A 23,125-nucleotide genomic window follows, 5' to 3' on the forward strand; every position below is an offset into this window, starting at 1 on the left:
TTAAGACGGAAGACCTATGAACAAGCTTAAACAGCGCATCGTCGTCAAGCGAGTCACGGCTGGCAAGCACCAGGCCCATGGCGGCAGCTGGAAGATCGCCTACGCCGATTTCATGACGGCGATGATGGCGTTCTTCCTGGTGATGTGGCTACTCTCGATCTCCTCGCCGAAGCAACGCGAAGGCATCGCAGAGTATTTCAAGATGCCGCTCAGGGTCGCCATCAGTGGCGGCGAGAAAAGCAGCTCCAGCAGTAGTGTGATTCCCGGTGGCGGCACCGATTTCACGCAGGTCGACGGCGACGACAAACGCACCAACACCGACGCTGCCGATACGGAAAAACTGCGCGTACTGAAGCGCCGCCTGGAACGGCTGATTGATAGCAATCCGGTGCTCAAGCAGTTCCGGCCGCAATTGCTGATCGATATCACTAGCGAAGGCTTGCGGATCCAGATCGTCGATAGCCGCAACCGACCGATGTTCGACCTGTCGAGCGCCAAGGTGCAGCCATACATGAGTGTGATCCTGCATGAGATCGGGCCGGTGCTGAATGAATTGCCGAACAAGATCACGCTGGCAGGTCACACCGACGCCACGCCCTATGTGCAGGCTTCGAAGTACTACAGCAACTGGGAATTGTCGGCCGACCGCGCCAATGCTTCGCGCCGCGAACTGATCGCAGGCGGTATGGAGGACCCAAAGGTGTTGCGCGTGATGGGTGTGGCATCGACCATGGATTTGAACAAGGCTGATCCACTGGATCCGATCAATCGGCGCATCAGCATTGTTGTCTTGAATCGCCGGGCGCAAGCGCGTATCGAGCAAGAGAATGCGAGCGGCAGTAGCGCCGGCGTCAAGATTGATTTGGGGAAGGACGGCGCTGGGCAGTTGCGCGAAGGCGTGCCGAAACCACCAGATAGCAGCGCGGCGCATTCTGAAAAACCGTAAACGGCGATTCGACATGACAACGAAAACAATATTGGTAGTAGACGATTCCGCAGTGATGCGCAAATTGATTTCATCCATTCTGGCTGAGCGCGCCTATCAGGTGCTGCTCACGGAAGATGGCGAGGCAGCGTTACAGCAGGCGCGTTCGGCCGCCATCGACCTGGTGCTGACCGATTGGAATATGCCAGCCATGGGAGGCGGGAAGTTGATTCGTGCATTGCGGGAAATGAGCCGCTATGCGGAGACGCCGGTGCTGGTGCTTACCACCGAAGCACGCGAATCCGAAAAAAACGAAGCACGCGAGGCGGGCGCCAATGGCTGGCTGAGAAAGCCGGTGGAGCCTGCTACTTTGCTGGAAGTTGTCGCCAGCCTGCTGGAATAAGCAATCGTTCAAGGCAGTAAGGAGATAAGAAAGAATATGGACATTACCGAGTTTTATCAGACCTTCTTTGAAGAGGCGGACGAATTGCTGGCCGAGATGGAGCAATTGCTGCTGGGACTGGATATTGATGCACCCGACAACGAGCATCTGAATGCGATATTCCGCGCCGCGCATTCCATCAAAGGCGGCGCCGCGACGTTCGGCTTTGTCGCCCTGACCGACACCACCCATCTTCTTGAAAATTTACTGGACCGTGCACGGCATCGAGAAATTCGGCTGCGCAAGGAAATGATCGACGCTTTTTTGGAAACCAAAGACGTGCTACAAGAACAGCTAAGCGCTTATCGGGCGGGTGGTGAGCCGGAACCCGAGATGGTCGCGCGCATTTGCGCGGTGTTGCAACAATTGGCGCTGGAAGAAAATGCCGGACAGTCGGGTGTTGACAAGGCGACGCCGGTTTCTGTTGCCAGTGCTGCTCCGGTAGCGGCGCCTGCGCCTGCCGCGGCGATCGAAACGCCGCAATTGCGTGTGCGTTTCACCAATGTGTCGGAAAGTGACTGCAAGCTGCTTAGTTCGGAACTGGAAAATCTGGGAGAGGTGGTGGCCCAGACGCACACTAGCGACAGTTTGACGCTGTGGCTGGAAACCAGCTGCCAGGCCGACGACATTATCGCCGTGTGCTGTTTCATTATCGATGTCGAGCAGATCGATATCGTCCAGGAGGCCGCTGTTTCGGCGCAACCGGTTGCCGTGCAGATTTCGGAGGTATCGCCATCGCCGCTGTCATCACCTGCGGCGGCGAAAGTCACGCCGATTTCAGCGCCCCCCGCGAAAGCCAACCCTGCTGCAACTAGCCAGGTCGCACCGGCAAGCGCGAAAGAGTCCAGCTCCATCCGCGTCGACGTCGAAAAGGTCGACCAGATCATCAACCTCGTGGGGGAACTGGTCATCACCCAGTCGATGCTGGCGCAAACCGCGGCGACGCTGGATCCGGTACTGCATGAACGCTTGCTGAACGGCATGGGGCAACTGGAGCGCAATGCCCGCGATCTGCAGGAATCGGTGATGTCGATCCGCATGATGCAGATGGATTATGTCTTCAGCCGCTTTCCACGCCTGGTGCGCGATCTGACTGACAAGCTCGGCAAGCAGGTGCAACTGGTGACCTTCGGTAAAGCGACTGAGCTGGACAAGAGTCTGATTGAGCGCATCATCGATCCTCTGACGCACTTGGTGCGCAACAGCCTGGACCATGGCATCGAGAAGCCGGAGCTGCGCATCGCCGCGGGTAAGGATCCTGTTGGTCAGCTGCTGTTGTCGGCCCAGCATCAGGGCGGCAATATCGTGATTGAGGTGAGCGACGACGGCGCTGGCCTGAATCGTGAAAAGATCCTGGCCAAGGCGATCCAGCAGGGTATGCCTGTCACCGATGCGATCAGCGATGACGAAGTCTGGCAGTTGATTTTTGCTCCGGGTTTTTCCACTGCAGAGAAAATTACCGACGTCTCAGGTCGTGGCGTCGGCATGGATGTGGTCAAGCGCAACATCCAGGAAATGGGCGGCCATGTCGAGATTGCTTCACGTCAAGGCAATGGCACCACCACCAAGATTGTGTTGCCGCTGACGCTGGCGATCCTGGACGGCATGTCGGTCAAGGTCGGTAATGAGGTGTATATCCTGCCGCTGAACTATGTGATCGAATCCTTGCAGCCGCGAGCGGAAGACATTCACTCGGTCAGCATTGCAGAACAGGTCTTGCATGTACGCGGCGAGTATTTGCCGTTGACCGAATTGCATCGCGTATTCGATGTGGCCGATGCCCGTACCGATCCTACCCAAGGCATTGTGGTGATACTGCACGGCGAGGGTAAGCGCTTCGCCCTGCTGGTAGATCAGCTAGTCGGCCAGCATCAAGTGGTGGTGAAAAACCTCGAAACCAACTACCGCAAAGTCCCTGGCATCTCGGCTGCCACCATTCTTGGCGACGGCAGCGTGGCCTTGATTGTGGATGTCGCGGCGCTGCAGCGCGCCAACCTGGAAAAGGCACCGTTGTTGGCGGCAGCATGACAAATCAACAGGATGTTATGAAGGAAAGGAGAGTGGCATGGTGAACGATCACAACAGGGTTCTGGCAGTGCAGGATGATTCGGAAGGACACAAATTTCTCGTCTTCACGCTGGGCAGTGAAGAGTACGGCATTGATATTCTGAAGGTGCAAGAGATTCGCGATTATGAAGCAGTGACCCGGATTGCCCACGCCCCTGAATTCATCAAGGGTGTGACCAATTTGCGCGGCATCATTGTGCCGATTGTCGATCTTCGCATCAAATTCGGCCTGGAGAATATCCAGTACAACCAGCAGACCGTCGTAATCATCCTGAACATTGCGCAGCGCGTGGTAGGGATCCTGGTCGATGGTGTATCCGATGTGTTGACCTTGAGTCGCGACGAAATCAAGCCGGCCCCTGAATTCGGCGCCAACTTGTCTGCGGAATACCTGAGCGGTCTCGGCACGGTGGAGCAACGCATGCTGATTCTGATCGACATTGAAAAACTCATGTGCAGCGAAGACATGGCTTTGTTTGAGACGGCTGAAGCGGCCTGACGCTGCGGTTGCAAAGAAATACAACTACAGGAATTCAACGATGAAAATTGATGACGGACAATGGCAGAAGCTGGCGCCTTTACTCGTCGGGAAGCAAGGCGATCCAGGCGCGAAGGGACGGGATAACCGTTTGTTTATCGATGCCGTGCTTTGGATTATAAGCAACAGATCGATATGGCGCAGCCTGCCTGCCGAGTTCGGTAAATGGAACACCACCTATATGCGTTTCCGGCGCTGGAACGAGTGCGGTATCTGGCGTCAGCTGGAGCAGGACATGCATGGCGACCTGTCGCTGAAAGCCATGTTCCATGAAATCGTTGTCTACGGCGACCTGCAAACCGGACGCATCAGGCAACGCGTGGCGAGACGCGCCAACAAGGTGATCTACAACAGCGCGCTGGGGAAATCCGAGCCGGAGCGAAAAAGATCTTCCAGCCTCGATGAATCGACCTCGCACTGGGTTGGCCTGGTGATGCGAGGCGTGTCAGTCTAACTGTTTTTTAGTCATTCATTGCTCATCTGAATTTGGATAGGCGACGCGCAACAAACTCGTTATTTGCGTTCAAGAAAGTCCGGCTGCGTCCGTTAACACTGTAAACGGATGGCCTGTCGGGCCAATGATAGAAGCAAATATTCTGAGGATGTTATGAACAAGGAACTGTCTGCCAGATATTCGTTGTCGATGATCGCCATGGCCGTGTCGGTCATGATTTCGGGTTGTGGCGGTGGAGGGGGTGGCAGCAGCAATGCCAACCCGGACAAGCCCGTGGTGCCGACCACACCACCACCTGTTACACCTGCTCCGCCGTCAGGTAACGGCAGCGGCAATGCGATTACACTACCGCCGGTCGTAACGCCGCCGCCGAAGCCGCCAGCTATGCTCAATGTGCTGGATCCCAGTAATGTATCTGCCGCACGCGCAAAGGGCTTGACTGGCGCCGGGGTCGTAGTGGGCGTGGTCGATACCGATTTCGATGTAAGCGATCCGCAGTTTGCGGGACGTATCAGTAAGACTGTCTATAACCCTACTGGCGCCAACGGCAATATGCACGGCGCAAAAGTAGCGGAAGCGCTGGCGGGTCGCACTTTGGGAGTTGCACCTGGCGTATTCGTGCATGCGGCTGCGGCCGGCACCACTGGCGACAATCTCATGCTGAATAATCAGATGTACCAAGACATGTTCGCCAAAGGGGTGAGAATCTTCAACCAGTCCAGCGGCATCAGTCCCGAAAATGTTACCGTGGGCCAGGCGCTGGCTTTGCATAATTTATATAAGCCGTATGTCGCCCAGCATGGATTGTTTATCTGGTCGACAGGTAACGACGGCGCGGCTCAACCGAACCTGAACGCTATGTTGCCAAAGTTCTTTTCGGAATTGCAAACCGGCTGGCTAGCCGTGACGGCCGTCAACGCCGCCGGCGGCAGCAACGGCTATTCCAGCAGCGACACGGTGCCGGGCATGATTTCCAGCTACGCCAACCGCTGCGGCGTCGCCGCCAACTGGTGTCTGGCTGCACCGGGGGATTTCATTTCCAGCAGCAGCGGTGGCCGTGTCTTCGGCACCTCCTTTGCCGCACCCGCCGTCACCGGCGCGGCGGCGCTGGTACAACAAGCCTTTCCCTGGATGAACGCCGACCTGATCCGCCAGACCATCCTCTCGACCGCGACTGACATGCACGATACGGCGACCTATGGCTGGGGTTTGCTCAATGCCAGCAAGGCAGTCAATGGTCCCGGGTTGTTTGCGCAGAGCCTGGCGCTGGGTCCCAACGTCAATGTCCAGTTCGATAACGCCGCGTCGGTGTTCAAGAACAATATCGGTGGCGATGCCGGCCTGAACAAGAGCGGCAGCGGCCAGTTGACGCTGGCCGGCAACAATACTTACTTGGGCGATAGCAATATCCTCGGCGGCACCCTGAATATCACCGGCGCCGTGGCCGCCAATGTGAATATCGGCAACCTCGGCAATCTGGCCGGCGATGGCGGCACCGTCCACGGCAATGTCAACAACAGCGGCCGCTTCACCAATAGCGGCGCTGGCCTCGTCATCGGCGGCAATTATGTAGCGACGCCGAACGCGGTGCTGGCCAACCAGCTCAATACGACCTTGGCGGTGGGCGGTGCGGCGGTCCTCGGCAATTCTCATCTGATCGCCACCACGCCAGCCGGCAACAGCAATCCTTCCGGCTATGTGACGCAGCAAGCAGGCACCCCCAGCAAGGTGCTCACAGCCACCGGCGGCGTCAGCGGCCAGTTCAGCGACCTCAGCTTTGAAGCCGATGGCGTCAGTTTTACGCCGGGCGTGTTCATTGCCGCGAGTTTGTCGTATCAGGCCAAGGAAGTGGATTTGCAGATCAGCCGCACCAATGTCGCGGTTGTGGCAGCGCAAGCTTTCGGCAGCGATGCGACCCGCAACAACGCCGCCGTCAACCTGGAAACCGGCCTGAAAGCGGCAGACCAGATGGTCGCCAGCGGCAACACTGGCGGGACCAATGGGGAATTCCTGGCCAGCGCCGCAGCGATCCAGAAGAGCGCCAGCGTGGCGGTAGCAGGGCAGGTGCTGGACAGCCTATCCGGCCAGATCCATGCCTCGGCGCAAGCCTTGACCTTCCAGCAGTCGCAGGCGATCAATCGCGATCTGGCGAACCGCCTGGCGATGCTGGGCAGTCAGCCCGGCGGCCCGGACGGCACCGGCCTCTGGGTCAGCGCCATCGGCGCTTCCGGCAAGCTGGAGCAGAGCGGATTTGCCACGGGCAATACGTCCTTGTGGGGCGGCCAGTTCGGCGTCGATACCCGGCTCGGCGACGGCACCATTGTCGGCGCCGCGCTCGCCTATTCGGACAGCAAGGCCAGCTTCGACCGGCTGGGTGGGCAATCGAAGAGTCACGATACCGGCGTCTCGCTGTATGGCCGGCATGCCTTTGGCGAGCAGGGCTGGTATGTTTCGGGGCGGGTGGGCGCAGCGACGGTCAACAGCACGGTGACGCGCGAGGCCGTGATCGGTAATGGCACGCAGAAGCTGGGGGCGGGACATACGGATAATCTGTGGTCGGCTTATGCGGAAAGCGGCTATGTCTTGCCCTTATCCGGCAGCACCCGGCTGACGCCGTATGCGGGCGTGGCCTATGACCGGCTCAAACGCGGCGGCTTTACGGAAAGCGGCGGCGTCTTCGGTTTGACTGCGGCTAGCCAGGCGTACCAGCAAACGGCGGGGTTGCTGGGTGTACGTGGCGACACCAGCTTCCAATGGGCCGGCGGAACCAGCGTATTGCAAGCCTACGCCGCATGGCAGCATGCATTCAACGATGGCAGCCTGGATTTCAACGCGGCTTACGTCGGTGCGCCGGCGGCGGGATTTACGGTGCAGGGGATCGGTTTGGCGCGCAGCACGGGCTGGCTCGGGCTGGGCTTGAATACGGCGGTGGATAAGCGCTGGGGCTGGTATTTCAACTACGACGCGCAACTGGGTGGCGGTGGCCTGCGCAATAATGTACTGGCGCTGGGGTTGCGGTTTAAGCTTGACTGAGATGGTTGAGTTATCCCGACAGCTTGCGCTATCGGGATATTTTTATTCGGCCTGGACCGGCGTCAACACTTCACGGCTACCGTTGGTCGCCACGGACGAAACGATGCCGGCGGATTCCATTTGCTCAACCAACCGCGCTGCGCGGTTGTAGCCGACGCGGAATTGCCGCTGCACCGAAGAAATTGAGGCACGCCGGGTCCGCACGACGAAGGCGACCGCTTCGTCATACAAGGGATCCGCTTCGACATCCTGGCTATCGCCCAGCAGATCGGTGCTGGCGCCTTCGGCCGGTACGCCGGCCAGAATCGCTTCTTCGTATTCGGGTTCGCCAAATTGTTTCAGATATTCGACTACCCGGTGTACTTCTGCGTCCGAGACAAAGGCGCCGTGTACCCGTTGCGGATAGCCCGATCCTGGTGGCAGGAACAGCATGTCGCCATGGCCGAGCAGGGCTTCCGCACCCATCTGGTCGAGGATGGTCCTGGAGTCGATTTTCGACGACACCTGGAATGCTACCCGGGTCGGAATATTGGCTTTGATCAGGCCGGTGATGACGTCGACTGAAGGCCGTTGCGTTGCCAGGATCAGGTGGATGCCGGCGGCTCGCGCCTTTTGCGCCAGGCGGGCGATCAGCTCTTCGATTTTTTTACCGGTCACCATCATCAGGTCGGCCAGCTCGTCGATGATGACAACGATCAGCGGCAGGGTGGAGAGCGGCTCCGGCGCATCAGGCGTAAGCGAGAATGGGTTGCTGATTTTCTTGCCGCGCAGATTGCCGTCGCGGATCTTTTGATTGAAGCCCGCCAGGTTCCGCACGCCGAGCGCAGACATCAGCCGGTAACGCTTGTCCATCTCGGCCACGCACCAGGTCAGCGCGTTGGAGGCCAGTTTCATATCGGTGACGACTGGCGCCAGCAGATGCGGGATGCCTTCGTAGACCGACAATTCCAGCATCTTGGGATCGATCATGATCAGCCGCACTTCTTCCGGCGTGGCTTTATACAGCAGCGACAAGATCATGGCATTGATCGCCACCGATTTACCGGAACCGGTGGTGCCGGCCACCAGCATGTGCGGTGCGCGTGCCAGGTCGGCGACAATCGGCTTGCCGGTGATGTCTTTGCCAAGCGCCAGCGTCAGGTGCGATGCTGAATCCTGATAGGCGGACGACTCCAGGATTTCCGACAGCTTGATCATTTGCCGCTGCGGATTGGGCAGTTCCAGCCCCATGCAGGTTTTACCGGGAATGGTTTCCACCACACGGATCGAGGTCAGTCCCAGGGCCCGCGACAAGTCTTTCATCAGGCCGACGATCTGACTGCCGCGTACGCCCAACGCGGGTTCCACTTCGAAGCGCGTAATCACCGGGCCTGCGTCGGCGCCCAGCACGGTCACCGGCACCTTGAATTCTTTGAGGCGCTGTTCGATCAGCAAACCGGTTTCTGCCAGGCGTTCCACCGGGATGTCGATCGTTTCATTGATTGCAGGATCGAGCAAATCGAGGCCGGGCAAATCGATCCGGAGTTCATGCAGGGGTTGAAATGAAAAATTGTTTTCGCCATTGTCGCTATTGCCCGCCATCGCAACCGGTGCTTGGATAGGCGTTGAGTGCGGCGCCACTGTGGCGACTTGTGGGGGAGTGCTCTCGGTACGGCCGATAGCGGGATGCGCAGCCGCAGTTTCAAATGATGGAGACGGAATCGGCTGTATCTGTGAAGTCGTGACGACCTGCACAGGTGTTTCTGTTTCTGCGAGAGTTCTGGCCGCAGGGACGTTTGGCGAAAAAACGCCTGCGTCTGCCATCGGCGCCACAGCGGTATCCGGCGTACTGGCAGGCATTGTGGCTAGCGCTGCTACAGCTGTATTAGAAGTAATTGTGGTGATGTCCTCAGACATGTTGCGGACCATTGCAGTTGCTGCTGTCGTACCTGCTGCTGCGGACGGTGGCGTAGCGGGGCGCGTACTGATTATCCGGGTCTGCGGCGCAAGCCGGTTCTGGTTGCGTTCGGTTTGGCGGCTGTGCATCGCGTCCTTTCGGGCCGCGCTGGCGGCACGGGCTTGCTGCGCCATTTTTTCGCGTGCCAGCATTGCTGGCGTCGGAATGATGCGCTCGACCGTCGCCCACTCCGCCATGCTTCTGGCCGACGTGTTCACTTCTGTGCGTTTGGCGGATATTGCAGGCCGTTTTCCAGGCACTTCTGGCTGTTCCGACATCGACGGCAATTGCCAGGATTTTCTGTTGCGCGGCGGCGCTGCAATGCTTTCTCGGGCTCTAGCCTGCCTAATTGTTGAATGTGCTACTGGCACTGGCGCGGGAACCACCCGCGGTTCACGCGGCGTTTCGGTTTGTTGCGCCTTATCTGGGAAAAAGCGTTGCAGCGCAGGGAAGATGCCAGCGACAGATTGTAGCCATGCGCTACCAAACAGCCATGACAGCGCCAGGACGCTGGCGGCCATCATCAGGAGTACGCCGCCGACGCCGCCAAGCATGTGCATCAGGGCCTGGGCGATCGCGTATCCGGCCATGTCGCCATCAGGCGGGCCGGCTTCACTGGTACGCAAGACCGCTTCCAGCGCGCTGCTGCCGCAAATGATCAGCAATGTTCCCAGCCACAAGCGGATAGAGCCTGGGCCACGCAGCACATTTACTCCTGAGCGGCGCGCTTTTACTGCACGAACCAGCAAAGGGACCAGCCAAAGCAAGGACCATCCGAACCAACTGAAAACTGCTATATGCATACTCAAATTCAATGAAAAATCGACGTCTGGAATTCTAAGAGGGCACACCAAATGTCAGACTCTGGCAGGTCGCGTCCAATGCCTTCCGGCAAGGGAATCCGGCTGAAATCTACAGGGCGTCCTGAAATCAAAGTAGGTGATATTAACCGAAAAAGCCGTGGCCGTTTTCTTCTGAGTTGCCAGTTAATAACTTGTTTTTACCCAAACAAACAGAGTGTGGAAATTGTACTTGTATCCACAAGTATGACTGGCAAGTTATGCCAGTGTGTAGTTACATCAATTTCCGATTTGAAGGCTTGCATTACAAAAAATGCTGCATAGCGCCATAGATGCTCCCAAATAGACATATCGTCTGACTAGTTCCTCTTACTCACCGAGCGTATCGCCATTTTCACTTGTCTTTTTACGACATAAACGACGTATTTGGATAAGTTGATGTCTCAAATATGTAACTAAATATTACAAGTTGTAACTAATTTCAATAATTTGTAACAAAAAATATTATCTTTAGGATAGATTAACGACGCGATGTTTTGGCGTTTGGCAATTATTTGCGTTCACAACATTGTGCTGTCGTTAGTTGCGCAAAAACTAATTAATGCAACCGGCGGCAGGTTTGGGGAGGGCCAGATGATGAGAACGACCTTCTGGAGGTTTTTTGGTTTGCCTGTCTGTCAGAGCTTTAGCAGAGATGTCAAAACGCACATTAAGTCGTCCACAAGGCGATCTAATCAGCCTGGTTTGATTACACAAATAATTAAATTCTTAACTCTAAAAACGATAGGGAGTTTTGCTTATGTTCAGGGAACGAAAATTGTCACAGTCATTGCGGCTGGCATTTTTTACCGGTAGCGTGGCAGTCGGGGTCGGCATGATGTCGCCAGCCTCATATGCAGAGGAGACAAACGATGACAAACCGATGGGACGGGTTGAAATCACAGGTTCGAATATCAAACGGACGCAGCAGGAAGGACCGGCATCAACGCAAATCCTGACGCGCAAGGATATCCAGCAATCGGGTAAGACTTCGGTCGCCGATGTAGTGCGCAGTCTTTCCGCCGACAACAACGGCTCCATCAGCGGGTCATTCACCAACGGTTTCGCCGGCAGCGCTTCGGGTGTGTCGTTGCGTGGACTCTCCGTCAATTCAACCTTGGTGCTGATTAATGGCCGCCGCACTGCACCTTACGGTCTGGGCGATGACGGTCAACGCAGCTTTGTCGATTTGAATTCGATCCCGCTCGGCGCGGTCGACCGCATCGAAGTGCTGAAAGACGGCGCCTCTGCGATCTACGGTTCGGATGCGATTGCTGGCGTGGTCAACATCATCTTGCGTGAAACCTATGAAGGCAAGACCATTTCCGGTTCGCTGGGCACTTCCGGCCATGGAGATGGCACATTGAGAAGCGTATCAGGCACTTTCGGTTTCGGTAATCTGGAAGATGACAAGTACAACTATTTCTTCAGTATCGATGCCAAGCAGAGCAACGCAATCTGGCAAAAAGATCGCCCTGAGTATCTCGGACAGGCTGATGCGCGTCCGTGGGGAGGCCGTGATCAGCGCGCCGGCGCTACGACCAGCAGCAACACTGGCGGCAACAGTTTGGTTGGTACCGTACGTCCGGTGGATGCCGCCGGCAACACTATTCCTGGTCGAGGCATTCAGAACCTGCCTGGTTGCGCTTATATCGACCGCGGTACGTCGATCAATTCCGGTGGCGGCTGCCTGTGGGACCCGATCAAGGGTGGTTACCAGACGGTGCAGCCGGAAACGCAAAATATCAATCTGTTTGGTCGCGGCACGTTGAAAATTAGCGGCGACATGCAAGCGTATGCCGAGGCGGGTTTGTTCAATTCACAGGCCAAGACGCTGACCACGCCATCTGCGTTGACCGGCGCCGGTTTCGATTTGATCAATCAACGCGTCTTCGATACCGGTACCGGCCCCAACCAGTTGCTGTTACCTATCGGTCATCCAGACAATCCATTTTCCGATGCGCGGGCCCGTCCGCGCTGGGTTGATCCAAACCGTCCGCGCACCTCCGATCTCGATACCACCGTAACGCGTTTGCTGGTAGGCGTGAAGGGTACATCGTTCGGCTGGGACTACGACAGCGGCATCCTGTATGCGCAAAGCAAAACAGAACGCACCCAGAATGGCTACTACCGCAGTAGTGCGTTGCAGACCGCGATCAATAACGGTTCATTCCGCATCGGCCAGGCTGGCGCGCTGAATTCCGCGCAGACATTGGGGTTCGTCTCGCCGGAGTTGAAAAATTCAGCTACCACCAAACTCGCCTTGTGGGATTTCAAGGGGACGCGTGAATTCGGCCGGCTGCCAGGCGGTCCAATCGGTATCGCGATCGGTGGCGAACTCCGCCACGAATCGACGGACAGCGAAGCGACGCCGTTCACCAACATCAACGACATCGTCGGACTGGGTTATGCTTCTGCCCGCGCTTCGCGCAACATCAGCTCCCTGTACACGGAGTTGGCATTGCCGGTTATTAAGCAGCTGGAATTCCAGCTCGCCTTGCGGACCGATCAGTACTCCGATTTCGGTAATTCGACTACGCCCAAGATCGGCTTCAAATTTACGCCTATCCCGCAACTGGCTTTCCGCGGTACGTATGCAGAAGGTTTCCGTGCGCCTGGTCCGGCTGAAAGCGGCGATAGCGCGGTCTCAGCTTATACAACTTACAATCGCGATCCGGTGCGTTGCCCTGTCACGAATCTCTCGGCGGATTGTACCGATGGTAAGAATGTTGGCGCGATCACCGTTGGCAACAAGAACCTGAAACCGGAGAAATCGCAAAGCTACAGCCTGGGTTTCATCCTCGAGCCGATCAAGAACACCAGTATTTCGGTGGACTACTGGCGCATCGTCCGCAAGAATGAAATCACCGGATCCGACGCCGATTCGATCATTGCCGATCCGTCGTTATTCCCGGATGCGACAGTGGTACGTGGCGAACCGACTGCGGACTTTCCGGGACTGGTTGGTCCCATCCTGCTTGTCAAAGCGCCTTATATCAATGCCGGTCAGACACGTACCAGCGGCGTTGACATCGATATGCGCAGCCGCTTTGATCTGAATTCGTATGGTCGCATCACGACCGGCTTGACGGTTTCCCAGATGTTCGAATTCAAGCGCACTACCAACGGCGTGACACAAAATTTTGTCGGCACACATGGCGATAAGAACCTGTCAGGCAATGGCGGCACGCCGCGCACTCGTGCATCGGCATCCGTCGCCTGGGACCGTGGTCCGTTCAATGTCACCACTTCGCTCAATTATGTGAGCGGAATAGAGGACAAGAACCAGGCCGGCGGTCCTTGTCTGGATCTGGATCCTGTGACAAAAAATCCGCTGATGGGTTGTCGTGTAGCGTCGTTTACGACTGTCGATTTGTTTGGCCGCTGGGACGTGACCAAGCAATGGCAAGTGACGGCGGCGGTCGCCAATCTGTTTGACCGCCTGGCGCCGCTGGATGTGCAAACCTATGGCCGCGTCAACTATAACCCGTCTCTGCATCAGTCCGGCGCGGTGGGGCGTTTCTTCACGCTGGGTGCTCGCTACACCTTCTAAGCGTGGTAACCGGTTAGCCGCTGTAATAAAAAAACGCCAGGGAGAATAATCTCCCTGGCGTTTTTTTACGCGACAGCTTCGCTGCGTCAGAAATCCGGTCGCCGGATCAGTGAGGGAAGCTGACCAGGCGCGCCTGCATTGCTGAAGACAGGCTCAGGTCAAAACGGCCGCCGCTTGGCAGGCTCTTGATATCAAATGTCGCGCTACCGTTTTGCAGGCCATTGCCGAGTACGGTTTTGGCGCCGCTTGGGGAGATGTACATCAATGACAAGAACGGTTCCAGCGCAGCGTTCCAGGTGACGTTCAATTTACCGTTCTGGACGTTCCAGCCCACCGATGACGCCATTGCCTGGGCATTGCCCGCGGTAGTGCTCGCTGCTTTCGCACGTTGTACCTGACCCGGCTGGCGCAGTGTTTGCACTTGTCCGTTATTCAGCACATCGATCGTGGCGATTTCTCCGGGATTGGGCAGGCTGACCCAGAAGTGGCTGGTTTTATCAGTCGTATCGGCAACGCTGACCGGTTCAAACGGCAAGGTATAGGTCTGGCCGGATACCGTGCGCAAGCGCACAGCATAGGTCGATTTGGCGGTGGCTGTATCGATGCGCAATTTAGTGGCTGAAGCGGAAGCCGGATGCAACAGCACGCCTTGCGCAGTGATCTCGCCGGCGATGGTCAGATAGCCGTCCGGGGCGGTCGCGACATCTGCAGCAGCATTCAATACGAGAGGTTGTGGAATCGCTGCAGTACGGGATTCGGCAAACTGTTGCGCCCGGACATAGCTGAAATCAGAGAACCAGGTACCGCCGCAATAACCCATGACATCTTTCATTTGCGTGTTGCTTGGTGTAAGCGGCGAGCTCAGTGTACCTACCTGGGTGTCGCTGTCGTACAAGCTATTGTAGACAGCCAGCGAGCTCAAGTCGGCGTTGGTGTTGGGGAAGGCTGGATCTGGATTCCCTGCGCCGCCGCAAGGTGCATGGCTCAGGGAATGGTTGTGGCCCATTTCATGCACCATGATGGCCTGCCATTGCGGCCAGTTATTGTTGAACGGATCGCCTTGGCCGGCGCTGCTGGTCCAGTCCAGGCCGATCGCAGCGACCGCAGAACTGTTCCCTTGCGCCCGGTTTCCGACATAACCCAGGCCGGCGATAAATGACGACGGTATCGGCGTGTACATGGGAACAAAGCCGTAATAGAAGGCGTTCGGGTCTTCGGCTTCACGGGTGCTTTCCAGCTGGCTTAATGTCGTTCCCCAACTCATGGAAGTGGTAGTCGTTGCGCCTGTGATAGTGAGAGGCAGGCGGCTTTGTACTTTGATATTGCCGTTTGCGTAAGGATAGACACGGGCCAGCGCTTTCTGCACATCGGACAGATTCTGTGGCAATACCCCTGTGGCGCTACCAACTGTCAATGGCACCAGCACTACGCGTATGCTGGTCGGCGCGCCAACCACCGGCGAAACGTCTTGGCTGGCCGGGCTATTGTTGGCGCTGGCTGCTATCTTGATGCTGACCTTGACGCCCGGTTGCACCCAGGCCGCAGGCAGTACGGCGTTGAAAGTACTGTTCAGGTTGTAGTCGTCTTTTGCAGTAGGCAGATTGGCAGGGCCGTTCATCGCCAGCGTACCAAGTGCGACGCCAGTTGTGCTGGTAGCCGACAAATTTACTACCGGACTTTTAGCACCGGCGGCGGGTGCCAGTACGGTTGCACGTACAAGGGCAGGCCGGCCTGGTGTGAGGCGCAGCGTCAGGTCGGTAGAACTTTTATCGAATACATGTACAAAGTCGACGTTGCTAATCCACAAGCCCACATTCCCGGTGTTGTCGATTGTGCCGGCATTGATGCCTGCCTGGCCGGGTGCGGTCAATGTCAGCGTGCCGCTGCTTCCCAGGGCTACGCTCAACACCAGTTGTGTAGTGCTGCTGCTGACGATGGCGGCGGTCACACTGCCGACGGTGGCGCTGGTGACAGTGTTCAGGTTGGTGCCGGTAACGGTTAACACCACGGTGCCGTTGTTGCTGACGCTCTGTAGAGCGGTCGCCGTGACCGTCGGGACAACTGAAAAGGCACTGGCGCTGATCACTTCCTGATGGGGATCGACAGCAATCAGGGTGCCCGAAGCCGCACCAGGCGGTACGACGAATGTGACGGCGCTGTTGGAAGCAGTGGTTACAGAAGCAACGGTGCCGTTAGCAAAGCGGATATTCTTGACCGCAGCCAAGCCGCTACCGTTGATTGTGACGTTGCTGCCGATGACGCCGCTTTGCGGCAGTATCGCAACAATCGATGCCGGCACATAGCCGTAAAGCTGATAGGAGGTATTCACTGGCGCACTGTTCACGATCAGCGTCAGCGTACCGGAAATTGCCTGCGTCGGCATGGTCAGGGTCGCCGTGGTGCTGGAGCTGTTGACGACGGTCAGATTGACGCCGGCGATCTGATAGGCGCTGATCCGGTTCAGGTTCTGGCCCTGGATCGTGAAATTGGTTCCGACAGCGATGTTGCTGGAGGATACGCTTGTAACCAGCGGTGCCGGCAGGCTGGAAACAAATGTCGCAGTCGATTGCACCGAGAATCCCGGGCCGGATAGGGTAATCACACCACTGACTGCCGTGGCCGGAATCGTCATTGCGATCTGGCTGTCGCTAACGATAGAAAACGTGACGGCAACGCCGCCGATGCTGACTGCGGTTACTTTTTGAAAGCCTGTACCAGTGAGATTGACGATAGCACCGGCGGATGCGCTCGAAGCTGACAGTGCTGAAATACTGACAGCTGCCGCCGGAGTTGGAGCGGCAATCGAGTTTGGCGCAGGCGCTGAGTTGTCGCTTGATCCGCCTCCGCCGCCGCAACCGGACTGGCTCAGCATGACGCCTACTAAAGCGAGAGCGAGAAGAATTCTATGATTTTTCATGTTAAAGCACTGCCTTTGAGCTCAAGGGAGCTTGGTTATTTGACTAAAAAAGTGGGAGGTTCCCGCCAGCGTTCTGGTAGCAGGATGTTGTTTTATGGAAATAACGGACGTAATTGTAGTTGCGGAAGATGCTTGCCGTAAAGCATCTAGTGTTCAAGCGTTGTCTATTGGGGATTGACTTGGCGACGATGTTCGTGCCGCATTGATACTCGATGCAATATCCGCATTTGCTGCGTGCAGCATTTGGATATATGGAAAGGGGGGATTGAAAGCGGGCGTGGCATGCGTATTAAGCGTGGCTGCTTCGTAATCAGGCAGGAAACCAAACCACATGGGAAAACCCCGCGCGCAGCGTGTTATCTCTGCTGGCTTCGTATCGCTGACTTAACATATACGGTGGAGCAGTACGCTGGCATGTGATGAAGAGGAGCCAATGGCGCAAAATGGATAATACGGCAGAAAACAAAAAGGCTCACATCGCTGTGAGCCTTATGTTTACTGCGGTGTTGCTGGTGGGCCCCCCCAGAGTCGAACTGGGCACCAACGGATTATGAGTCCGCTGCTCTAACCAAGCATGAGCTAGGGGCCCAATTCCTTAGGGCACTGTCACGCCTTACTTGCCGTGCGGCGATATGGCGCTACACTCGGTATGACAGAATCAAAAATCAATCTCGTATTATAGGAAAATACCAGAACAAAAGGTAGTCGAATTGCAGTGAATCATCCAAAAGTCATGAATGATTCACTGCAAGACTTAATTACCTTCGAGGAAGCTCTTCAGCTTGTCGGAACGAGAAGGGTGGCGCAGCTTGCGCAGCGCTTTGGCTTCTATTTGACGAATCCGTTCACGAGTGACGTCGAATTGCTTGCCGACTTCTTCCAGGGTATGGTCGGTCGACATTTCGATGCCGAAGCGCATCCGCAATACCTTGGCTTCACGCGGGGTCAGTGAGTCCAGGATATCCTTCACTACACCGCGCATCGATGCGTGCAAAGCGGCATCGGCTGGCGCTAGCGTGTTGTTGTCTTCGATGAAATCGCCGAGATGAGAATCGTCGTCGTCGCCGATCGGTGTTTCCATCGAAATCGGTTCCTTGGCGATCTTCATGATCTTGCGGATTTTATCTTCCGGCATTTCCATCTTGATCGCCAGTGTTGCAGGATCCGGCTCGGCGCCGGTTTCTTGCAAGATTTGACGCGAGATGCGGTTCATCTTGTTGATCGTTTCGATCATGTGCACCGGAATCCGGATAGTGCGCGCCTGATCGGCGATCGAACGTGTGATGGCCTGGCGAATCCACCAGGTTGCATAGGTCGAGAATTTATAGCCGCGGCGATATTCGAACTTGTCGACTGCCTTCATCAAACCAATATTGCCTTCCTGGATCAGATCCAGGAATTGCAGGCCGCGATTGGTGTATTTCTTCGCAATCGAGATCACCAGCCGCAAGTTGGCCTCGGTCATCTCGCGCTTGGCCATACGCGCTTTTCTTTCGCCGGCGCCCATCTTCTTGTTGATGCCGCGCAGGTCTGGCAAAGGCAGCACGACGCGCGCCTGCAAATCGATCAGGCGCTGCTGCAGTTCTTTCACTGCAGGCACGTTACGGCCCAGGACAATGCTGTAGGCGTGATTACCTTCGACTTCGCCGTCGACCCAGTCCAGATTGGTTTCATTTCCCGGGAAAACCTTGATGAAATGCGGACGCGGCATACCGCATTTGTTCACCGCAACGTCAAGGATCTGGCGCTCGATCTGGCGCACCTCATCGACCTGACCACGCAGGGTGTCGCACAGTTTTTCGACAACCTTGGCGGTAAAGCGAATACCCAGCAACTCGTTCGAGATGATTTCCTGCGCCTTGACGTAGGGCTTGGAGTTGTAGCCTTCTTTTTCGAAAGCTTTGCGCATCTTGTCGAACTGGGTCGAGATGGTTTCAAACTTGCCGAGCGCATCGCGCTTCAGTTGCTCAAGTTGTTCCGCCGAGAAGCCTGCGGCGCCGGAGGTCGAGCTGGCGTCCTCTTCTTCCTCGTCTTCTTCTTCCTCTTCCTCGTCTTCGTCGTTTTCCTCGTCGCTGGTGGCCGCAGCGGCTGCGCTGACAGCTACCGCATCGTCGCTCTGGTTAGGGTCAACCAGGCCATCGACGATTTCATCAATCTTGATTTCATCCTTGCCGATTTTCTCGGCGGCCAACAGGATTTCAGCGATAGTGGTCGGGCAGGCCGAGATTGCCTGGATCATGTCTTTCAGGCCGTCTTCGATACGTTTGGCGATTTCGATTTCGCCTTCGCGCGTCAACAGTTCGACCGAACCCATTTCACGCATGTACATGCGAACCGGGTCGGTGGTGCGGCCGAAGTCGGAGTCGACCGTCGACAGCGCCGCTTCAGCAGCTGCTTCGGCGTCGTCATCGCTGGCGACTGTCGCCACATTGTCCGACAACAGCAGCGTTTCTGCGTCTGGCGCCTGTTCGGAGACAGCAATCCCCATGTCGCTGAACGTACCGATGATGCCTTCGATGGCTTCCGGATCGATAATGTTTTCAGGCAGGTGATCGTTGATTTCTGCGAAGGTCAGGAAGCCGCGCTCCTTACCCATCTTGATCAGGGTCTTGAGTTTTTGACGGCGCGCTTCGAGTTCTTCTTCGCTTGCTTCGGTGTCGGATGAAAACGCATCCTTCAGCAAAGCCTTTTCCTTGGCTTTGCGATCCTTGGCCTTGGCTTTGTCTACTGCCTTCAATTCAGCGCGTTCGACCGCATTCAGCGCCGCGACTTCATCGTTCTCAGGTTGGAATTCTTTTGGCTTGCGACCACGACGTCCTGGCACCTTAACCGACGGCAGGATATAGCCGGAGGTATCAATCGCCGCAAGAGTTGCGGCATCCGTGGTTTGACTTACGCCTGAGCCTATCATCACGCTAACGTCGGCTTTGACAGGGGCCGCCGCTACGTTTTTGGCTGATTTGACGACTTTGAGTTGTGGTTTCTTGTTTGTCACAGGGGCTTTCGATTTCACAGATACTGGTTTTGCAACAGCTCTTGATGCTTTCGTGGTCGTTGCAGTTGCTTTAGAAACTACTTTCTTGCTAACGGGCTTACTGACAGGTGGCGACGATTTGGATGAGGCAGCCGTCTTTTTTACGGGGGACTTCGGTGGTGAAGAAGATGTGCTCGATTTGGCTGCTGCCGGCTTCGCATTTTTAACGGAAAGTGTCAGGGGTTTCGCAGGTCTCTTCATTGCATTCGCCATGGAATCAAATACCAATCTGGTTACACTGATGTTCGCTATGGGTGCCGCTGCTTGTACTCTGTCCGTTCGAATGTCGAGAAGCTTAAATCGCTGACAGAATTACCTGAGCACCGGTTCTTACTACTTTCGTCACGCCGTTCCTATCCATCTAAATCAATCTGGTGCTACTATCAATCGAGCGCCAAAATGGCACCCGACTTGGTTGCCTCTAAGGCTTTGAATCTAAAGCCTTTAATTATAGCATATGGAGGTGCTATCCTCCAATGCAAGCGGCTTTGCCGCGCCGCCGGATTTTCAGTTTTCGCCCTGATATGCTGATTTTATGCTTGGCTTGTGCCGAGCTTGTGCTTATATATTAGGCATTTTTAACGTAAATTCATCTCTGATTCAGCCTCCCGACGTAACTGTTCTTGCTTTTGCATCAACTCCCGATAACGATTGCGGGCTTCTTCGTTACCGAGTCCGGTTGCTGCCAACTGGTCGAGTTCGTCCTTCAATATCTTCATTTTAGTCTGGCGAATCGCACCCGCCAGCTCTAATCGTGCCGCTTCCGTTTCGGATTCCGATTCTGCCGCGATTTCCGCGATCAGCGATTCAAAATCTTCGCCGCCTTCACGCAAATGTTCGGCCAGTGTTGCAAAATTTGCCTGATCGCCCATGGCATGGCTTGCCGTAATCAAGCGCGCCAGCATTTCTGCCCGGTCTGGCGCGAAATTGGCGAGGGCGTCCAGCGCAGCGTCATCCAATTCCGAGGCGAAGGCCGGATGCGCTACCAGCAAACGGATAATTTGCCTTTCCAGTCCCACTGGCGCCTGTCGGTTGCTGCGCGGCGGTGCTCGGCGTGCAGCAGCGATAGGCTTGCTCAATTCAAATAACGACTCGATTTCGCTGGGCGTTGATTGCGTCAACTGAGCCAGGCCGCGGACTATCTGTAAGCGCAGCGACGAGGGAGGCAGCAGTTGCAGCAAAGGCTTGGCATCGTATTGCGCCCGCGCACGTCCTTCGGATGTGTTCAAATCGGTTTCGGTGGTTACTTCGTTCAGTAAAAACTGCGATAACGGCATGGCGTCATGGATCTGACGCTCGAATGCTTCAGCTCCCATTTCCCGCACATAACTGTCGGGATCGTGCTCCTGCGGGAGAAACAGGAATTTGATGATCTTGTTGTCGGTGGCATGCGGCAGGCAGGCATCCAATGCGCGTCTTGCCGCTTTGCGACCGGCACGGTCGCCGTCGAAACTGAACACCACGTGATCAGTCTGGCGCAGCAATTTGTGCACGTGAGTCGGCGTACAGGCAGTCCCCAGTGTGGCTACCGCTTGCGGGAATCCTAGTTGGGCCAATGCCACCACATCCATATAGCCTTCGGTCACCAGTACATACCCGGCATCCCGGATTGCTTGCCGTGCTTCGAATAAACCGTATAACTCATTACCCTTTTGAAATAAGGGTGTTTCCGGCGAATTCAAGTACTTCGGTTCGCCGCTGTCCAATACACGACCACCAAAGCCGATGACCTGGCCTTTTGTGTTGCGTATGGGGAACATAATGCGATCGCGAAACCGGTCATAGCGCTTGCGGTTGTTGCCTTCTTCGTCAGTGCGATCGATTACCAGACCGGCTTCGACCAGTGCGGTGACTTCATAATCCGGGAATATCTGGCGCAAGCTATCCCAGTTGTCAGGTGAATAACCCAGGCCGAATTTTGCCGCAACTTCACCCGTCAGGCCCCGGCGCTTCAAGTAGTCGACGGCGTTTGGCGCGTTGCGCAAATGTTGCCTGTAAAAATCGCAAGCTGCACTCATGGCGTCTGACAAAGCCAGGCTTTTTGCCTGGTATTCTGCCCGTTGCGCAGGCGGGATTTTGTCATCGTTGTCCGGCACCACCATGCCGACGCCCTGCGCCAGATCTTTTACGGCTTCGACAAAGCCGAGGCCGGAATATTCAATCAGAAAGCCGATTGCGGTACCGTGTGCGCCGCAGCCAAAGCAATGATAGAACTGCTTGGTCGGGCTGACAGTGAAGCTCGGCGATTTCTCGTTATGGAAAGGGCACAGGCCCATCAGGTTCGCGCCGCCTTTTTTCAGCTGCACGTACTTGCCCACCACGTCGACTATATCGACACGGTTAAGCAGGTCCTGAATAAACGATTGCGGGATCACGTAGACTCGACGGCAGGCTGCGCCATATCAGAAATTCAATGGCTCAGTTTTTGCTGAGCGCGACTTTTACCAATGCTGAAACCGCGGTCATGTCGGCGCGGCCGGCAAGTTTTGGTTTCAATATGGCCATCACTTTGCCCATATCTTGTGCCCCGGCGGCACCGCTAGCGGTGATGGCGGCGGCGACTTCAGCCTGGATTTCCGTTTCGGACAAGCCGGCTGGCATGTAGGTGGAAAGAATCACCAGTTCGGCTTTTTCGATATCGGCCAGATCCTGTCGGCCACCGGCCTCAAACTGACTGATCGAATCTTTACGCTGCTTGATCATTTTTTCAATGATTGCAAGTATGTGGGCGTCGCCCAGTTCGATACGTTCGTCAACTTCCTTTTGCTTGATAGCGGCTGTAATCAGCCGGATGGTGCCTAGCTTTACAGTTTCCTTGGCGCGCATTGCCGCCTTCATGTCTTCTGTAATCTGTTCTTTCAAGCCCATGCAGTTCTCCATTTGGTGGTGTTTTTCATTGTAGACGGGAAAAACAAAATTGCTGGATTGTTATGCCGGTTGCGCGGGTCGGCGCTGGCGTTATCGCGACCACTCTCGGTGCGATAAACGGCAAAACCCGCTGCGGAGCAACACCGGAGCGGGTTTGTAACGCAATTCAATCAACGCACAGAGTGCGATGAAGAATTAGTGCAAATATTAGTACAGCTTTTTCGGCAATTGCTGGCTGCGAATGCGTTTATAATGACGTTTCACAGCAGCTGCCAGCTTGCGCTTACGCTCAGCTGTTGGCTTTTCGTAAAATTCACGTGCACGCAACTCAGTCAGCAGACCTGTTTTTTCAATAGTGCGCTTGAAGCGACGCATCGCAACTTCGAAGGGCTCGTTTTCTTTAAGACGAATTGTGGTCATGTAAATTCAAACCAAGTTTGTGTAGGGAAGAGCGAGAGTATAGCCGGGAAAACGGATAATTGGAAGTGTTATCCCGGTCTGCTTGAATATTGCCGTTTA

The 23,125-nt window shown here is 56.0% G+C and carries 14 protein-coding genes and 1 tRNA gene; 8 read left to right on the top strand and 7 right to left on the bottom strand.

The window, feature by feature from the left end; genetic code table 11:
* Positions 1–16: 16 nt before the first annotated feature.
* The 6 genes from motB to LT85_RS05880 all read left to right on the top strand — a co-directional run bounded on the left by motB (position 17) and on the right by LT85_RS05880 (position 7,459).
* A complete protein-coding gene (gene motB / locus LT85_RS05855; RefSeq protein ID WP_038486460.1) occupies positions 17–946 on the top strand; it encodes a flagellar motor protein MotB in 930 nt (309 codons plus the stop codon).
* A gap of 13 nt (positions 947–959) precedes the next feature.
* Positions 960–1,328: a response regulator gene (locus LT85_RS05860; RefSeq protein ID WP_038486462.1), complete on the top strand. Its 369-nt coding sequence runs from the start codon at positions 960–962 to the stop codon at positions 1,326–1,328.
* A gap of 36 nt (positions 1,329–1,364) precedes the next feature.
* The gene (gene cheA, locus LT85_RS05865) at positions 1,365–3,395 is read left to right on the top strand and encodes a chemotaxis protein CheA (protein ID WP_038486464.1); all 2,031 of its coding nucleotides are present in this window, start codon (positions 1,365–1,367) and stop codon (positions 3,393–3,395) included.
* A 37-nt stretch (positions 3,396–3,432) separates the two neighbouring features.
* Positions 3,433–3,933 carry a chemotaxis protein CheW gene (locus tag LT85_RS05870; RefSeq protein WP_038486466.1) on the top strand — a complete coding sequence of 167 codons (501 nt, stop codon included), beginning with the start codon at positions 3,433–3,435 and terminating at the stop codon, positions 3,931–3,933.
* Positions 3,934–3,973: 40 nt separating this feature from the next.
* Positions 3,974–4,426 carry a transposase gene (locus tag LT85_RS25255; protein ID WP_052134754.1) on the top strand — a complete coding sequence of 151 codons (453 nt, stop codon included), beginning with the start codon at positions 3,974–3,976 and terminating at the stop codon, positions 4,424–4,426.
* 153 nt (positions 4,427–4,579) lie between these two features.
* Positions 4,580–7,459 (top strand): autotransporter family protein, encoded by a 2,880-nt coding sequence (locus tag LT85_RS05880; RefSeq protein ID WP_253273675.1) that lies wholly within the window; start codon positions 4,580–4,582, stop codon positions 7,457–7,459.
* 42 nt (positions 7,460–7,501) lie between these two features.
* Here the strand turns inward: LT85_RS05880 and LT85_RS05885 are convergent, their stop codons facing one another.
* A complete protein-coding gene (locus tag LT85_RS05885; RefSeq protein WP_038486471.1) occupies positions 7,502–10,198 on the bottom strand; it encodes an FtsK/SpoIIIE family DNA translocase in 2,697 nt (898 codons plus the stop codon).
* A gap of 814 nt (positions 10,199–11,012) precedes the next feature.
* On the opposite strand from LT85_RS05885, the gene LT85_RS05890 reads away from it, so the two are divergent.
* A complete protein-coding gene (locus LT85_RS05890) occupies positions 11,013–13,787 on the top strand; it encodes a TonB-dependent receptor (protein WP_253273676.1) in 2,775 nt (924 codons plus the stop codon).
* Between the two features lie 106 nt (positions 13,788–13,893).
* On the opposite strand, the gene LT85_RS05895 is transcribed toward LT85_RS05890, so the two are convergent.
* From LT85_RS05895 to rpoD, 3 genes are all read right to left on the bottom strand, one after another.
* The gene (locus tag LT85_RS05895) at positions 13,894–16,704 is read right to left on the bottom strand and encodes an IPT/TIG domain-containing protein (protein WP_038486475.1); all 2,811 of its coding nucleotides are present in this window, start codon (positions 16,702–16,704) and stop codon (positions 13,894–13,896) included.
* Between the two features lie 510 nt (positions 16,705–17,214).
* Positions 17,215–17,293, bottom strand: a tRNA-Ile gene (locus tag LT85_RS05900).
* A gap of 165 nt (positions 17,294–17,458) precedes the next feature.
* Entirely contained in the window at positions 17,459–19,699 is a 2,241-nt protein-coding gene (gene rpoD, locus LT85_RS05905; protein ID WP_156117446.1) for an RNA polymerase sigma factor RpoD, read from the bottom strand.
* Between rpoD and LT85_RS27080 the strand changes: the two genes are divergently transcribed.
* Positions 19,689–20,045 carry a hypothetical protein gene (locus tag LT85_RS27080; RefSeq protein ID WP_156117447.1) on the top strand — a complete coding sequence of 119 codons (357 nt, stop codon included), beginning with the start codon at positions 19,689–19,691 and terminating at the stop codon, positions 20,043–20,045. The two genes, rpoD and LT85_RS27080, sit on opposite strands and share 11 nt — an antisense overlap.
* A 271-nt stretch (positions 20,046–20,316) precedes the next feature.
* Here the strand turns inward: LT85_RS27080 and dnaG are convergent, their stop codons facing one another.
* The 3 genes from dnaG to rpsU form a co-directional block, all read right to left on the bottom strand.
* Positions 20,317–22,113 (bottom strand): DNA primase, encoded by a 1,797-nt coding sequence (gene dnaG, locus LT85_RS05910; protein ID WP_038486479.1) that lies wholly within the window; start codon positions 22,111–22,113, stop codon positions 20,317–20,319.
* Between the two features lie 43 nt (positions 22,114–22,156).
* Positions 22,157–22,606, bottom strand: coding sequence for a GatB/YqeY domain-containing protein (locus LT85_RS05915; RefSeq protein ID WP_038486481.1), 450 nt, complete (start codon positions 22,604–22,606; stop codon positions 22,157–22,159).
* Positions 22,607–22,813: 207 nt separating this feature from the next.
* The gene (rpsU, locus tag LT85_RS05920; protein ID WP_005665410.1) at positions 22,814–23,026 is read right to left on the bottom strand and encodes a 30S ribosomal protein S21; all 213 of its coding nucleotides are present in this window, start codon (positions 23,024–23,026) and stop codon (positions 22,814–22,816) included.
* Between the last annotated feature and the right edge of the window lie 99 nt (positions 23,027–23,125).

Origin of the sequence: Collimonas arenae, assembly GCF_000786695.1 — a bacterium.
GTDB lineage: Bacteria > Pseudomonadota > Gammaproteobacteria > Burkholderiales > Burkholderiaceae_D > Collimonas > Collimonas arenae_A.